The organism is Streptomyces sp. NPDC052052 (assembly GCF_040680455.1).
Lineage (GTDB): Bacteria > Actinomycetota > Actinomycetes > Streptomycetales > Streptomycetaceae > Streptomyces.
The window spans coordinates 77,718-91,709 of sequence record NZ_JBFAWU010000006.1; the positions used below are offsets into that span (position 1 = coordinate 77,718).

Consider the following 13,992-nt stretch of genomic DNA (forward strand, 5'->3'; position numbering starts at 1 on the left):
ACGACGCTCCACCTCTATCCCGGGTGTTCCGGCGCTGCGACGGGAGCGTGTGGCGGCGCTCCGCCTTCGCGGCGACTGCCGCGATCAGGTACCGGTGTCCTGGACATGGGCCCTGATCTCGTCCAGTCGGTCCAGCAGCTCGTCCTCGCGCCGGTCGAAGGTCTCCTCGTCGATGTCTCCCGCCAGCAGCGCCCGCTCGAGTTCGGCGAGTTCCCGCTCGATGGGCGCGGGGTCGTAGTACTCGTTCTCCGCGGCTTCGATGGCGCGCTCGACGACCCACGCCACGCCGCGTACCGGCGCCAGTGGCAGGGTGGCGAGTTGTGTCAACAGTCCCATGAGGACTCCTCATACGAAGCTGTAGGCGGGCAGCGGACCGATCAGCCGGAGGTCGAAGTCCTCACCCAGTTCCTTGGCGAGATCCCGCTTCGCGCCGAGGAAGCTCTTCTCGTTGTCCCGCTCCACCAGGAAGGACGCGCTCAGGAAGTCGTTCCCGGTCACCTGTGACGAGCGTTCCTCGCGCGCGAATCCGCGCAGCGCATCGAGGACCCGGGCGGCGAGCTGATCCTCTCGTGCCTGCACTTCCTGGGAGACCAGTTCCCCGAGGGCGAGCGGCAGTTCCGGGCTGCTGCTGCCGCTTCTGATCTCGTCGTTGAGTCGCCGTGCCTCGTCGGACTCCTGGAGGATCTGCCGCAGCAGCGCATCCTCGTCCTGGGCGGCCTTCAGGTGGTATTCGGCACAGCCCTCCAGCGCCTGCAACCGTTCGGTGAACTCGTCCGTACGGTCCTCCAGCACCGCTCGTACGGCGTCGTCGTCCGTGGTGGTGAAGCCGAACTGCAGGGGCAGAACCGTACCGTCGGCCATCAGGCGCTCCTGGACGGCCTGGTGCGCGGCCAGGTCGCGGCGCTTGGGCCGTAGCTCCTCGGGAGCGTCGCTGACGACCGCAGAAAGCTTTTCGGTGTGCACGGTGCGGAGGGTCGAGGGCGGGTTCCCCACTCCGTCGAGGCCGTCCAGGCGCTGCAGATGAGTGGTCCCGACAATGGAGTAGACGTAGACCGCCATGGCTCACTCCTTCCGGCGCCGGGCGGCAGGCCGACGCCTCGGCCGCTCCCGCCTCTCCTCGGTCTCCTCGTCGTCCTCATGTCTCGACCTGAGGGCGTCGGTCACCACTTCGGCGGCCCCGCTGAGGGCTCCCTTGGCCTTGCCGTGCGATCCGCTCTCGGTCACCTCGCCGACCAGGTCGGTCAGCTCGGCGGGTGCCTTGCGCCCCTCCTCCAGGTCGAGGCGGTTGCAGGCCTCTGCGAAGCGCAGGTAGGTGTCCACGCTCGCCACGACGATGCGGGCGTCGATCTTGAGGATCTCGATGCCCACCAGCGACACCCGCACGAACACGTCGATGACCAGGCCGCGGTCCAGGATCAGATCGAGGATGTCGTAGAGGTTCCCGGACCCTCCTCCGCCACCCCTGGAAATGGTTCCTCCGCCTTGCGGCACCACAGTCATGGTGCCTCCTCTCAGCGGCCTACGCCTGGCTCCGGGCGTACCGTCCGCTCGTCCTGCGAACGGTGCTGCGTAGCGGTCCGGACCTAGCTGCGCCGGTCGATCTGCCCTCGGGTGTAGCGACGGGTGCGCTCGTACGCCACCAGTTCGCCCTCCTTATCCAGCGTCACGCGATAGGTCCCCATCACGCTGGTGGTCATGGGGACACGCTCCAGCTCCAGCACTTCCACATCCGCCTGCCAGCCGTCCTCGGTCGGTTTCAGAGCCGAGACGGACTCGGGGGCTCGCCCCAGAAGCTCCTGGAGCTGCTCGGATGCGTACTGCATGGCTCGCGGGGCCGAAACTCTGCGAGCCCGCTTCGTCTCGCTCGTTCGGCTGCTGGTCCGTCCCGCACTGGTCTTCCTGGTGCTGTGCTTGCTCGACGGACGCCGGACGTGCTGGGTCTCGTCCTCTTCGCCTGCGGCCATGTTCCCTCTCCGGAATCGGAGACGACACGCTGCCCGTGCCCATTCAGGACCATTTCATGATATACGGCCTGGGATGACCGCACCTCGGGCTGGCGTGCACGGCTCGGTCGGCGTTGGAGACACCCCAGCCATGTGACGCAGTCCGCCGGTCGCGTCATGCCGGCCGTGCCGGGGGATCCCCTGTGGCCCCCGTCTGGCCTGCATCGCTGCGTGCATGGGTGAGGCGCATACTGAAAGGACCTGCGAGGACGGAGGACGCCATGATTGTTCTCGGCGTCATTCTGCTGATCATCGGTCTGGTGACCGGCCTGTCGATCCTGTGGACCATCGGTATCGTGCTCCTCGTGATCGGAGTCATTCTCTGGATCCTGGGTTCCGTCGGGCACGCCGTGCGCGGTCGAAAGCACTACTGGTAGCCGTCCGTTCTCCGAGAGCTTCTGGCGGAAGAGCCGGTACGCGGTAGGGACCCCCATGTATGGCGTCTGGGGCCGAATGGTTGAGCGGGCACGCACACGACGGTCCGTCGCCGTACGAACCGGATCGGCGTAGACATCCGGCCGGGGGCATCAGGGCGTCGGCCATTTTCGATGAGCATCCGTCGTACGGGCCGACAGGGAGTCCTCCCACCACCATTCTTGACGCGCCTCTTGCGTGCATCCGGGGCAGTTCAGCTCAGCAGGAACGCCCGATGGCTCTGCTCAAGGTGCGGGGGGCCCGAGAGCGATCAGACTTGCATGCATGGCAGAAGAATGTCGGCCGCACGCCGGGAAATCGTTGACGACAACGGTCTGCCGCACGCCCTTCGCCGCTACCGGCGGGGTGCCGCCGATGAGTGACAACAACCGGAAGGCCGACCCATGCCTGCGACCGCTGCCGAGGAACGCCGGCGGCGGTCGTATCCCGTCTGCCTCTCCGAGCGCGATCCGGCACGGGCAGGTTGCCGCAGTCGTCGTTTCCCGACGGCTGCCGGCGGAGGCACGTCGACGTGCCGGATATGAAGCCGGTCGACGAGTTCTCCGCGAGCTCATACACCCGTGGTCCGTGCGGGTAGCCACTGGACGGGACGTCCCGGGATACCTGCTCACCGTGTAATTCCCTGTCAATCGCGGCAACAGCGAAGACTCCCGAAGCGTGACGGAGCGTTTCGCCCGCGCAGCGCGAACACGTCGAGCGGCGCTCACATCCCGGCCGCCAGAGTCTGACACGGGATTACTCGCGTTCCCCCTCACACCGGTACGCGGTGTGATCTGCGTGGGGGAGAAGCATCGAAGAGGCTGCCGGTCGTGAGTCGCACGATCCAGGAGTGCCCCGTCCTCGCCAGGAGCTTGAAGACGGAGGCATGAGCCCGCGGCAGTCGTACGAAGCGAGGAACGGCCGGTGTTCGCCGGCTGAATGACGAACAAATCGGCCCTGCGCCAAACGATCGAAGGTGACGCATTCATGGATGACACGGCCAAGGTGACCCTTGCGGCTGCAGTGGTGGGCGGATATGTGCTGGGCCGGACGAAGAAGGGCCGGCTGGCGCTGACCATTGCAACCTATTTGGCGGGCAGGCGATTCGGCCTCGAACCCCGACAGCTTGCCGCCGAGGGGATGCGCAGACTCGGCGAGATTCCCCAGTTCGCCGAGTTGCAGGAGCAGTTGAAGGGGGAAGTCTTCGACGCTGGGCGAAAGGCGGTGGCGGCTGCTGCCGACCGAGGCATGAGTTCGCTGGCCGACGCCCTCAGCGACCGTACCGCCCAGCTTGGCGAGAAGCGGGAAAAGGAGGAAGAGGAGGAAGAGGAGGAAGAGGAGGAGTACGAACCAGAAGAGGAAGCTGAGTACGAGGAAGAGGAGGAGCCCGAAGAGGAAGAGGAAGAAGAGGAGCCGGAAGGCGCATACGAGGAGGAAGAGGGGGAGGAAGAAGAAGAGGAGGAGCCGGAAGAGACGCAGCCGAAGCAGCGCATTTCTCGACAACCGGCGAAGCCCGGAAGAGAACCCCGAGGAGGCGCGGCACGCAAGAAGGCCGCTCCCGCCCAGGAAGAGAAGCCTCGGGCGGCGAAGAAGGCCGCGGCCCGGAAGTCGGCTCCGGCGAAGAAGACCGCGGCCCGGAAGTCGGCTCCGGCGAAGAAGACCGCGGCCCGGAAGTCGGCTCCGGCGAAGAAGACCGCGGCCCGGAAGACGACTCCGGCCAAGAAGACCGCGGCCCGGAAGACGACTCCGGCGAAGAAGACCGCGGCCCGGAAGACGTCGGCGTCGAAACAAAGAGCATCCAAGCGCGCCGAGCGCCGGAGGTAGCCCGCCATGACCAGAACGGAAATTGACCAGCCCGCAGTGGAAGAGTCGGGTGCGGAGAGGCTTAGGGAAGAGCTGTCCAACTTCCTTACTGCGCAGGTGGAGAGACTCGCCGAGAAGGCGGGCGACAAACTGGCCGGCGTCACGGAGCAGCTCACCGATGTGGCCGAGACCGGATCGCTTCCCGCGATCGGCTCCCGCATCCTCCGGGGTGAATCGCCACTGAAGGCATTCGTCGGGGAGAAGGCCAAGGGGGTCAAGGAAAGCGTCGTGGGGAAGGTGAAGGAAGCGTTTGGGGGCGGAAAGGGGAAGCGCAAGTCGAGTGGCGGCAAGGTCATGAACATCATCGAGGTTCTCGATGTGGGAGTGCCCCTGCGGTTCGCGTATGACCACTGGTCGCAGTACGACCATTTCAGTAGCTTCGCGAAGGGTGTTCGCGACGTCTCGAAGAGCGATGAGATGACCAGTGACTGGAAGGTCAAGGTCGGCCCTTCCTCGCGCAGCTTCAAAGCGACTGTCCAGGAGCAGATTCCCGACGACCGCATCGTCTGGACATCGGAGGGCGCCAAGGGCACTACCCGGGGGGCGGTCAGCTTCCATGAGTTGGCCCCCAGCCTGACTCGCATCGTCCTGGTCGTGGAGTACTACCCGTCCGGATTCTTCGAGAAGACGGGCAACCTTTGGCGTGCCCAAGGGCGCCGCATGCGGCTCGACTTCAAGAACTTTCAGCGGTATGTCTCCCTCACGCAGGAAGAGCCCGAGGGCTGGCGTGGCGAAATCAGGGATGGCGAAGTCGTCGTGTCCCACGAAGAAGCCGTGGAGGACGAGGAGGCTGAACAGAAGGACGCGGAAGGCGCAGAAGGCGAGGAGCCCGAGGACGAGGAGTATGAGAACGAGAACGAGGAGGAGGACGAGAACGGGGAGGAGGAGGACGAGGAGTACGAGGACGAGGACGAGGAGTACGAGGCGTAAGCCCCGCCAGGAACAGCGCCGCACCATGGCGACACGGGGCGCCCGATCGGGTCCTGGGCGGCCGGCAGCGTCCGACTCGGGTCCACAAGTGGGGCCCGGCGTCCCGTCAGTTCCGGTCTCTGTCCGGCATTCCCCATCGCGCTACTCTTCCTGATGGGCAGGGCAGGGCAGAGCAACTCCGGCAGCGCCGGCTCGAACGTCTGGGGACGGGGGACGGATCCCGAGTGGGGCCGGGAGTGGCGGAGGAGGGTGGGGATGTCACGAAATGCGAGAGAAGAGTTCTTCGCCAGCCCAGGTGGGATGTGCTTGAGCATCGTGTTCTATGGGTGGACAGCAGCCAGTAGCGGCACTGCCTCCTGGGCGCGGGTCGTCGCGGCGCTCTTTCTGGCGGTCTGGGTCGTGTTCCTGGCGAAGGACCTCTTGCGACGTGCCCGTGGCCGTGCGTCCTCTGAACACCCGGACGAATCAGCCTCGTGAAGATGATGCGGACGGTCCGCCGTCGTCGGTGAGGGAAGCGGGCCGTCGGGGTGTGGCGGGTCCATCCGGTCCTGGTCGACGGTGGTGCCGCTGAAGGCGAGCCGGTCGACGGCGGCCGCGCAGAGCCGGATGTCGGTGAAGGTCCTGGTCCAGCCGTCCCGGGCCGGCACCGGGGGTCCACCCCCGCGTTCCCCGGATCAGCAGGTCACGTCGGTGAGGTAGGCGGTCAGCAGACGCCGGGTTTGGCCGATCATCGCAGCGTCGCCGTCCGGGGAGTGCTGGAAGGCCAGCCGCAGGCCCACCGCGGCGGCCTCGATGGTCAGACGCATGACGCGATAGGGGTCGGACAGTTCGGGCAGCCCGGCCTCCTCGACCGCGAAGGTGTACAGGCGCTCGGCGAAGATGTCGTCGCCCTCGGTCCGTCCGGGCGGCAGGAATCGCGTGCCGCCCGGGCGGGTGTCGGCGAAGTCCACGACCGTGAAGCCGGGGACGGCCCGGCGCATCGCGGCCGTCTCCTCGACCACGATCTCCGCGGCGCGCGGCCAACCGAGCAGGGGCTCCGCCGCGGCGCGGCGCCGCAGCCGGTCCAGCAGCAGCTCCAGGTTGCGCATCGCGAGTGCCTGCATCAGGCCCGTCTTGCCGTCGAAGAACTGGTACAGCGTGGCGGCCGGGACCTCTGCGCGGCGGGCCACCTCGGCCGGGGTGAGCGCGTCGAAACCCGCCTCGTCCAGCAACTCCCCGCACGCGTCCAGGATGCGCTCCACCCGCTCGATGCTGCGCTGCTGGACAGGTCGGCGACGCACTCCGGAAAGCTCCATGATCCCCTCTCTTAACACAACGCCCCATCATGTCCTAACGTGATACCTCATCACGTTTTGGAGGATCGATTGAGCACGTCCATGACCGCAGGCCCAGCCAGAGTCTCATTCGGCTGGATGTCACTGCTCTCCCTGGCCCAGATGGGGATCGTCATGGCGATGACGGTCGGTACCCAGATCCTGCTTCCCTCCCAGGTGGCGGACATCGATCCGGACCACAAGGAGGCGTCCCTCGCACTCGTCTTCGCGGTCGGCGCGGTGTGCACGGTAATCGCCAACCCCCTGTTCGGTGCCCTGTCCGACCGCACCCGCTCGAGGCTGGGCCGGCGTCGGCCCTGGATCATCGGCGGCGCGCTGGTCTGTGCGGCCTCGCTGGTGTTCCTGGCGTTCCAGACCACCGTCGCCGGTCTGGTGGTCGGCTGGGTGGTCGCGCAGTTGTCCTTCACCGCCGCCCTGGCCACGGCGATCGCCACCGTCCCCGACCAGGTGCCCGTGCCGCAGCGAGGCAAGGCGTCCGCGCTGGCGGGCGTGGGTCAGCTCAGCGGGCCGCTGCTCGGCGGCGTGGTGGCGACCGTCCTGCTCACCGGGGTCCGGGCCGGGTTCCTGGCGATGGCCGTCCTTGTTCTCGTCCTGGTGCTGCCCTTCGGTCTGGTCAACCGCGACCCGGAGCACGAGGACGAACGACGCTTCAGCCTCGCCGAGTTCGCCCGGAACTTCTGGATCAACCCCCGCCGGCACCCCGACTTCGCCTGGGCATGGCTGAGCCGACTGCTGATCACGCTCACCCTTGCCATGGGCATCGGCTATCTGCAGTACTTCCTGCGCGACGCCGTCCACTACGAGAGGCTCTTCCCCGACTCCACCGTGGAAAAGGGCGTGGTGGTCCTCGTCGCGGTGTTCACGCTGAGCAGTGTCGTGCCGACCCTGCTGGCCGGCTGGCTGTCGGACCGGTCGGGGCGCCGCCGGCCGGCCGTCTGCGCCGGCGGGCTGACCATGGCCGCGGCCGGCGTGGTCCTGTGCCTGTTCACCAGCTGGAGCGCCGCCCTGGTGGCTTCGGGGCTGCTGGGTGCCGGCTACGGCATGTTCGTCGCCGTCGACCAGGCCATGGTCACCCAGCTCCTGCCCACCGACGCCGACCGGGCCAAGGACCTGGGAATCGTGAGCCTGGCCAACTCGGCGTCCAACATGCTCGGGCCGGTCATCGCCGCGCCCCTGGTGACGTCGGCGGGCGGCTATCCGCTCATGTACGGCGTGGCCGCGGTCTTCGCCGTCTGCGGCGCTCTGCTGATATGGAGGATCCGAAGTGTCCGGTGAATGGTGGCGCGACGCCGTCGTCTACCAGGTCTACCCCCGCAGTTTCGCGGACGCCGACGGCGACGGCCAGGGCGATCTGACCGGCCTCGTCTCGCACCTGGACCACCTCGCCGACCTCGGCGTCGACGCGCTCTGGCTGAATCCGTTCTACCCCTCGCCGCTGGCGGACGGCGGCTACGACATCGCCGACCACTGCGACGTGGACCCCCGCTACGGCACGCTGGCGGACTTCGACACGCTCGTGTCCGAGGCGCGGCGGCTCGGTGTCCGGGTGATCGTGGACATCGTGCCCAACCACTGCTCCGTGGAGCATCCGTGGTTCCAGGAGGCGCTGCGCGGGGTGGGACGCGACCGGTTCATCTTCCGTGACGAGCCCAACAACTGGCAGTCGAAGTTCGGCGGCCCCGCCTGGACCCGGGTGGCGGACGGACAGTGGTACCTGCACCTGTTCGACTCCGGCCAGCCCGACTGGAACTGGCGCCACCCCGAGGTGGCCGCGAGGTTCGAGCAGGTACTGCGGTTCTGGCTGGACCGGGGCGTCTCCGGGTTCCGCATCGACGTGGCCAATCTGCTGTTCAAACAGGACGGCCTGCCCGATCTGTCCGAGGCCTCGCCCGGTTCGCACCTGGCGCCCGCAGACGCGGCGCTGCCCTACGAGCACCAGCCGGAGCTGCTGGACCTCTACCGTTCCTGGCGGAAGATCCTGCGGTCCTACCCGGGCGACCCGACGACCGTGGCCGAGATCTGGTTCGGCTCCTCCGACCTGGCCCGCCCCTATCTCGCCGGGGACGGACTCAGCCAGCTCTTCGACTTCCGGCTCATGCCCACCCCCTGGTCGGCCGCGGAGTTCCGCGCGGTGATCGAGGACTCGCACCGGCTGGCGGCCGAGACGGGCGGATCGGTCCCGTGGGTGCTGGGCAACCACGACGTGCCCCGCCAAGTGACGCGGTACGGGATCCACCAGGACCTGGTCCGCGCCCCGACCGCCGAGGTCCTGCTCGGCCGGGTCGAGGTGGACCTACCGCTCGGCACCCGGCGGGCGCGGGCGGCGGCACTGCTCCAGCTCGCCCTGCCCGGGTCGGCGTACCTCTACCAGGGCGACGAACTGGGCCTCCCCGAGCACCTGGCGATCCCGGACGGAGAGCGGCAGGACCCGATGTACGAGCGCACCGGCCGGACGTACATCGGCCGGGACGGCTGCCGGGTGCCGCTGCCCTGGTCCGGTCAGGAGCCGCCGTACGGCTTCGCGGACCGGCCGGTGCCGACCTGGCTTCCGCAGCCGGACGGCTGGGGAGCGCTCAGCGTCGCGGCGCAGCGCGCCGACGAGCAGTCGACGCTCGCCCTGTACCGCAGGGCGCTGGCCGAGCGCCGCCGCCACCCGGCACTCGGCACCGGGGACGGCAGCCTGACCTGGCTGGACCTCGGCCCCGACGTGCTGGCGTTCCGGCGCGAGCCGGGCTTCACGCTCGTGACCAACTTCGGCTCGCGGCCCGTGCCGTTGCCCGGCTCCGTCCTGCTGGCGAGCGGCCCGCTGGACGGCGACCGCCTGCCGGCCGACACGACGGCGTGGCTGTCGTGATCGCCGCCGCAGAGCGCCTGAGGCCGCTCGGCACGGAGCCGAGCGCCTGCACCGTACGCGTCGGACCCGACGACCCGCCCCGCCGCACCGGCCGGGCAGCGTGGACCGGAGGGTTCGGGCCCGCCGGCCCGGCCCGTGCGTCGGTGTACGACAGATCCCATGAACGACGGAGGTTGACACGTGTCCGGTGAACTGCTGACCCGCTGGGGTGCGGCGCTGGACCCCGACGCGGTGCTCCCCGAGTACCCGCGCCCCCAACTCGTACGCGACAGCCACCTCAACCTCAACGGCAGGTGGGAGTACGCAATCAGGGACACCGAGCCCGCAGCCGCCGACGGGGGGACCGGCGCGTACGGCACCGAACCCGAGGTCTACGACGGCGAGATCATCGTCCCCTTCTCGCCCGAGGCCCCGTTGTCCGGCGTCCGGCGGCAGCTCATGCCCGGCCACACGCTGTGGTACCGGCGGGCGCTCCTCCTGCCCGACGGCTTCACCCGGCCCGGCGGCCGGGTGCTGCTGCACTTCGGTGCGGTGGACCAGGTCTGCCGGGTCCTGCTGAACGGTGTCGAGGTGGGCGGGCACGAAGGCGGCTACCTTCCGTTCGTCTGCGACCTCACCGCTGCGCTGCGGGAGGGGGAGAACACCCTGGTCGTCGCGGTCCAGGACGACACCGGCGCCGGGTCACGCGGCAAGCAGCGGCTGCGCCGGGGCGGCATCTGGTACACCGCACAGTCCGGCATCTGGCAGACGGTGTGGGCGGAGTGCGTACCCGCGACGTATGTCGAACGGCTGACCCTCGTGCCCCGCCTGTCCGACTCCGCCGTGGAGGTCACCGTGCACGCGCGTGACGCGGAAGCCGCCGGCGCCGCGGGCACGGTGCGGGTACGGGTGCTGGCCGAGGGCCGGCCGGTGGCGGAGACGACCGGCCCGGCGGGGCGGCCGATCGTGCTGCCCGTCCCGGACGCCCGCCTGTGGACACCCGAGGACCCGTACCTCTACGACGTCGAGGTCGAACTGGGCGAGGACCGGGTGACCGGCTACGTCGGCATGCGCTCCTTCGGTGTCGGTCCGGACCGTGACGGCGTACCGCGCCTGCTGCTGAACGGCGAGCCGTACTTCCACGCCGGAGTGCTCGACCAGGGCTACTGGCCGGACGGGCTCTACACCCCGCCCAGCGACGAGGCGATGGTCCACGACATCGTCACGATGAAGGAGCTCGGCTTCACGATGGCGCGCAAGCACATCAAGGTCGAACCGCTGCGCTGGTACCACCACTGCGACCGGCTGGGCCTGTTGGTCTGGCAGGACATGGTGAACGGCGGCCTGCCCTACCGGCCCGCCGTGATCACCGCACCGGTGCTCACGCCGCTGCGACTGGACGACCGGCGGCATGCGTGGTTCGGCCGGTCGGACCCGGCGGGCCGCGCGCGTTTCGAGGCCGAGCTGCGCGAGACGGTGGAGCATCTGCGCAGCGTGACCTGCCTCGCGGTCTGGGTGCCGTTCAACGAGGGGTGGGGGCAGTTCGACGCGGCCCGGATCGCCGGGGAGCTGGCGGAACTGGATCCGACGCGGGTGGTGGACCACGCCAGCGGGTGGCACGACCAGGGCGCAGGCGACCTGCGCAGCCTCCATGTGTACTTCCGCCGGTTCAGGCCCCCGGCCCCGTGCCTCCGGCGCCGGTCCGCCGCCGGCCGACGTCCCGGGCGCCGTGTGCGGGACCGGCGCGCCCTCGTCCTGTCGGAGTACGGCGGCTACAGCATGACCGTCGATAACCACGTATGGGGGCAACGGCACTTCGGCTACAAGCGTTTCACGTCACCGGAGGAGCTCGCCGCGGCCTTCGCCCGGCTGCACCACCGCGAGATCCTCCCCGCCGTCACCCGCGGCGGTCTCAGCGCCACCGTCTACACCCAGCTCACCGATGTGGAGGACGAGATCAACGGCCTGCTCACCTACGACCGCGCCGTCCTCAAGCTGCCGGCCGACCTGGTTCGCACCATCAACGAAAGGCTCCGGCTGTCATGACCGCCGAACGCGAGATCACCGCCCCTGTCGACCTGTGCCTGCCCGACGGCCGGCTCGACCCCGCCGCGGTCGGCTGGACCCGGCGCCCACTGCACCGCTCGAACCTGCGCGGCTGGGGACGGGGCAAACGCTGGGAGTACTGGGGCATCGTCACCCCTTCGCACATCGTCGGGCTGGTCGCCTCCTCGCTCGACTACGCCGGGGTGCACGGCATCTACGTCCTGGACCGGTCGACCGGCCGCGAGCTGTCCAAGGACGCCGTGACACCGCTGGCCCGCGGCGTCCGTATGCCCGAGCGCAGCGGCGCCGGGACGGCCTCGGTGCGGGGCGGCGGTGTGACGATCGAACTCGTCCAGCACCCGGTCGGCACCACCGTCACCGCCACCGCGCCGGGCATCCGCCTGGACGTCGAGGTACCGCTGCCGGACGGCCACGAGTCGCTCGGCGTCGTCGTGCCCTGGAGCCGGCACCGATTCCAGTACACCGTGAAGGACCTCGGCCGCCCCGTGCGCGGACTCCTCACGCTCGGCACGGAGCGGATCCCGATCAGCGAGACCGACTCCTTCGCCGTCCTCGACCACGGGCGCGGTAAATGGCCGTACTCCGTCACCTGGAACTGGGCGGCGGGCTGCGCTCCGGGACGCGCCGTCCAGCTCGGCGGCAAGTGGACCGACGGGACCGGATCGACGGAGAACGCCCTGTTCGTCGACGGCCGGCTGCACAAGATCGGTGACGAGCTGGAGTGGACCTACGACCGCTCCGACTGGCTGCGCCCGTGGCGCATCAGCGGCCCCCGCGTGGAGGCCGCCTTCCATCCCTTCCACGAGAAGATCGCCAGGACCAGCCTCGGGGTGGTGGCCGGCGAGACGCACCAGTGCTTCGGCCACTTCACGGGGCGGGCACGGGCCGACGACGGCACCTGGGTGGAACTCGACGGACTCACCGGATGGGCGGAGGAGGCGCGCAACCGCTGGTGAAGGCCCTGTTCTCGTACAGCTGCGGCGAACGGACAGGGAGCACCGGGTCATGCGCGGTGCTGGATCGGGCGCGAGGACAGGCGGTGCCGCGATCGGCGTTAGCAGTGGTTCCGGTTCGAGGCCCGCTGATCGGGCCTCCGGTTTCTGATGGTACGTCAGATCATGTTCACTCCCTGCCGCCGCGATCACACGCTCTCTTCCCGGCGGACGTAGAAGGCACCGGAGGCAGCAGCCAGGACTGCTGCCTCCGCAGCCCGTTCCGGGAGTTGCGGGTCCGGATCGGCACGTAGGAGCACCAGCTGGTGGTAGAGCGGTGCCGTGGCGGCGATCAGCAGGCTCCGCGCGTCCGTGTGCTGTGCGGGGAGTTCACCGCGCTCGATGGCGCGCTCGACGAGGATCTCGCACTGGGCATACCGGTCCGTCCACAGCTGCGTCTGGGCCCGCGCGGCCTGTTCGGAGTGGAACGAGGCGGCCATCAGGGCGACGGCGAGCGACGGCTGTACGACCAGGGATTCCTGGATCTCCTGGTTGAGGGCCGTCAGATCGCCGCGCAGCGAGCCGGTGTCCGGCGGTTGCCAGTCGATTTCGCCGGCAGCGTCGATGACGTCGACGAGCAGGCCGCCGACATCGCGCCAACGCCGGTAGACCGTGGCGCGGTGCACTCCGGCCCGCGTCGCGACACCCTCCACGGTGAGTCCTTCGTGACCGCCTTCAGCGAGTTCGGCGCGCACCGCATCGAGAACCTGGGCGCGGATGCGGGCGGTGCGACCGCCCGGACGGCGGTCCGTCGTCGTGTCCAGTGGGTCTGTCATGGGTCACCGGTATCCGGTTGAGCAAGGCGGCAGGGCTGTGTCAGCATTTTAATGCGACAGTTGTCGCTCTAGGCTCACTTGAGAGGAACCGCCTCCACGATGCCGCCCGTTCCCGCTGATCCCGCCGTGCTCCATCCGATGCCCGAGCACCCGCGTGTGGTGCTGCTCAAGCCGCTCGTGAAGTCGCCGTTGATCGAGGTCGGTGACTTCTCCTACTACGACGATCCGGACGACCCGACCGCGTTCGAGACGCGCAACGTCCTGTACCACTACGGTCCCGAGCGGCTCGTCATCGGCAAGTACTGCGCGCTGGGGACGGGCACCCGGTTCATCATGAACGGCGCCAACCACCGCATGGACGGCCCTTCCACCTTCCCGTTCCCCACCATGGGGGGCTCCTGGGCGGAGCACTTCGACCTGATCACCGATCTGCCCGGTCGGGGCGACACGGTCGTCGGCAACGACGTGTGGTTCGGCCACGGCGCGACGGTCATGCCCGGTGTGCGCATCGGCCACGGCGCGATCATCGCCGCCGGCGCCGTGGTCACCGGCGACGTCCCCGACTACGGCATCGTCGGCGGCAACCCCGCCCGGCTCATCCGCACCCGCTTCGACGCCGCGGACATCGCCCGGCTCCTCGCCGTCGCGTGGTGGGACTGGCCCTTGCGGCACATCACCAGGCATGTACGGACGATCATGTCGGGCACCGTCGCCGACCTGGAGGAGGCTGCCGCGCAGACCGACCGGCCGTGACACCGTGTCCCCGCCAGGCCGCCCGCA

Annotated in this window: 14 protein-coding genes; 8 read left to right on the forward strand and 6 right to left on the reverse strand. The window is 69.1% G+C overall.

Translation table 11 applies throughout. The annotated features are described in order from the left end of the window. Positions 1 to 84: 84 nt before the first annotated feature. The 4 genes from AB0L71_RS09145 to AB0L71_RS09160 all read right to left on the reverse strand — a co-directional run bounded on the left by AB0L71_RS09145 (position 85) and on the right by AB0L71_RS09160 (position 1,964). On the reverse strand, positions 85 to 336 hold the full coding sequence (locus AB0L71_RS09145; RefSeq protein ID WP_365239961.1) for a gas vesicle protein GvpG: 252 nt from the start codon (positions 334 to 336) through the stop codon (positions 85 to 87). Between the two features lie 9 nt (positions 337 to 345). Beyond that, positions 346 to 1,059, reverse strand: coding sequence for a GvpL/GvpF family gas vesicle protein (locus AB0L71_RS09150; protein ID WP_365239963.1), 714 nt, complete (start codon positions 1,057 to 1,059; stop codon positions 346 to 348). Positions 1,060 to 1,062: 3 nt separating this feature from the next. Continuing rightward, entirely contained in the window at positions 1,063 to 1,500 is a 438-nt protein-coding gene (gene gvpJ, locus AB0L71_RS09155; RefSeq protein WP_365239965.1) for a gas vesicle protein GvpJ, read from the reverse strand. Between the two features lie 83 nt (positions 1,501 to 1,583). Next, a complete protein-coding gene (locus tag AB0L71_RS09160) occupies positions 1,584 to 1,964 on the reverse strand; it encodes a gas vesicle protein (RefSeq protein ID WP_365239967.1) in 381 nt (126 codons plus the stop codon). Positions 1,965 to 2,224: 260 nt separating this feature from the next. Between AB0L71_RS09160 and AB0L71_RS09165 the strand changes: the two genes are divergently transcribed. From AB0L71_RS09165 to AB0L71_RS09175, 3 genes are all read left to right on the forward strand, one after another. Continuing rightward, entirely contained in the window at positions 2,225 to 2,380 is a 156-nt protein-coding gene (locus tag AB0L71_RS09165) for a DUF6131 family protein (protein ID WP_365239969.1), read from the forward strand. A gap of 1,024 nt (positions 2,381 to 3,404) precedes the next feature. Next, complete coding sequence (locus tag AB0L71_RS09170) at positions 3,405 to 4,241, forward strand: histone protein (RefSeq protein ID WP_365239971.1); 837 nt, start codon at positions 3,405 to 3,407, stop codon at positions 4,239 to 4,241. Between the two features lie 6 nt (positions 4,242 to 4,247). Beyond that, a complete protein-coding gene (locus tag AB0L71_RS09175) occupies positions 4,248 to 5,210 on the forward strand; it encodes an SRPBCC family protein (protein WP_365239973.1) in 963 nt (320 codons plus the stop codon). A gap of 674 nt (positions 5,211 to 5,884) precedes the next feature. Here AB0L71_RS09175 and AB0L71_RS09180 read toward each other — a convergent pair. Beyond that, complete coding sequence (locus AB0L71_RS09180; RefSeq protein ID WP_365239976.1) at positions 5,885 to 6,490, reverse strand: TetR/AcrR family transcriptional regulator; 606 nt, start codon at positions 6,488 to 6,490, stop codon at positions 5,885 to 5,887. 96 nt (positions 6,491 to 6,586) lie between these two features. Between AB0L71_RS09180 and AB0L71_RS09185 the strand changes: the two genes are divergently transcribed. From AB0L71_RS09185 to AB0L71_RS09200, 4 genes are all read left to right on the forward strand, one after another. After that, a complete protein-coding gene (locus AB0L71_RS09185; protein WP_365239978.1) occupies positions 6,587 to 7,819 on the forward strand; it encodes an MFS transporter in 1,233 nt (410 codons plus the stop codon). After that, entirely contained in the window at positions 7,809 to 9,398 is a 1,590-nt protein-coding gene (locus AB0L71_RS09190; RefSeq protein WP_365239980.1) for a glycoside hydrolase family 13 protein, read from the forward strand. The genes AB0L71_RS09185 and AB0L71_RS09190 overlap by 11 nt, the downstream gene beginning before the upstream one ends. 180 nt (positions 9,399 to 9,578) lie before the next feature. Beyond that, positions 9,579 to 11,423, forward strand: coding sequence for a sugar-binding domain-containing protein (locus tag AB0L71_RS09195; protein ID WP_365239982.1), 1,845 nt, complete (start codon positions 9,579 to 9,581; stop codon positions 11,421 to 11,423). Then, positions 11,420 to 12,400: a DUF2804 domain-containing protein gene (locus AB0L71_RS09200; protein ID WP_365239984.1), complete on the forward strand. Its 981-nt coding sequence runs from the start codon at positions 11,420 to 11,422 to the stop codon at positions 12,398 to 12,400. Before AB0L71_RS09195 ends, AB0L71_RS09200 begins: the two co-directional genes overlap by 4 nt. A gap of 185 nt (positions 12,401 to 12,585) precedes the next feature. On the opposite strand, the gene AB0L71_RS09205 is transcribed toward AB0L71_RS09200, so the two are convergent. Further along, positions 12,586 to 13,212 (reverse strand): TetR/AcrR family transcriptional regulator, encoded by a 627-nt coding sequence (locus tag AB0L71_RS09205; protein ID WP_365239985.1) that lies wholly within the window; start codon positions 13,210 to 13,212, stop codon positions 12,586 to 12,588. Positions 13,213 to 13,311: 99 nt separating this feature from the next. On the opposite strand from AB0L71_RS09205, the gene AB0L71_RS09210 reads away from it, so the two are divergent. After that, positions 13,312 to 13,965, forward strand: a complete 654-nt coding sequence (locus AB0L71_RS09210; protein WP_365239987.1) for a CatB-related O-acetyltransferase — start codon at positions 13,312 to 13,314, stop codon at positions 13,963 to 13,965. Positions 13,966 to 13,992: the final 27 nt, after the last annotated feature.

What these genes read in the sequence shown, in the direction of transcription:
- AB0L71_RS09145 (WP_365239961.1), bottom strand. Translation starts at nt 336, where the DNA reads ATGGGACTGTTGACACAACTCGCCACCCTGCCACTGGCGCCGGTACGC.
- AB0L71_RS09150 (WP_365239963.1), bottom strand. Translation starts at nt 1,059, where the DNA reads ATGGCGGTCTACGTCTACTCCATTGTCGGGACCACTCATCTGCAGCGC.
- gvpJ (WP_365239965.1), bottom strand. Translation starts at nt 1,500, where the DNA reads ATGACTGTGGTGCCGCAAGGCGGAGGAACCATTTCCAGGGGTGGCGGA.
- AB0L71_RS09160 (WP_365239967.1), bottom strand. Translation starts at nt 1,964, where the DNA reads ATGGCCGCAGGCGAAGAGGACGAGACCCAGCACGTCCGGCGTCCGTCG.
- AB0L71_RS09165 (WP_365239969.1), top strand. Translation starts at nt 2,225, where the DNA reads ATGATTGTTCTCGGCGTCATTCTGCTGATCATCGGTCTGGTGACCGGC.
- AB0L71_RS09170 (WP_365239971.1), top strand. Translation starts at nt 3,405, where the DNA reads ATGGATGACACGGCCAAGGTGACCCTTGCGGCTGCAGTGGTGGGCGGA.
- AB0L71_RS09175 (WP_365239973.1), top strand. Translation starts at nt 4,248, where the DNA reads ATGACCAGAACGGAAATTGACCAGCCCGCAGTGGAAGAGTCGGGTGCG.
- AB0L71_RS09185 (WP_365239978.1), top strand. Translation starts at nt 6,587, where the DNA reads ATGACCGCAGGCCCAGCCAGAGTCTCATTCGGCTGGATGTCACTGCTC.
- AB0L71_RS09200 (WP_365239984.1), top strand. Translation starts at nt 11,420, where the DNA reads ATGACCGCCGAACGCGAGATCACCGCCCCTGTCGACCTGTGCCTGCCC.
- AB0L71_RS09205 (WP_365239985.1), bottom strand. Translation starts at nt 13,212, where the DNA reads ATGACAGACCCACTGGACACGACGACGGACCGCCGTCCGGGCGGTCGC.
- AB0L71_RS09210 (WP_365239987.1), top strand. Translation starts at nt 13,312, where the DNA reads ATGCCGCCCGTTCCCGCTGATCCCGCCGTGCTCCATCCGATGCCCGAG.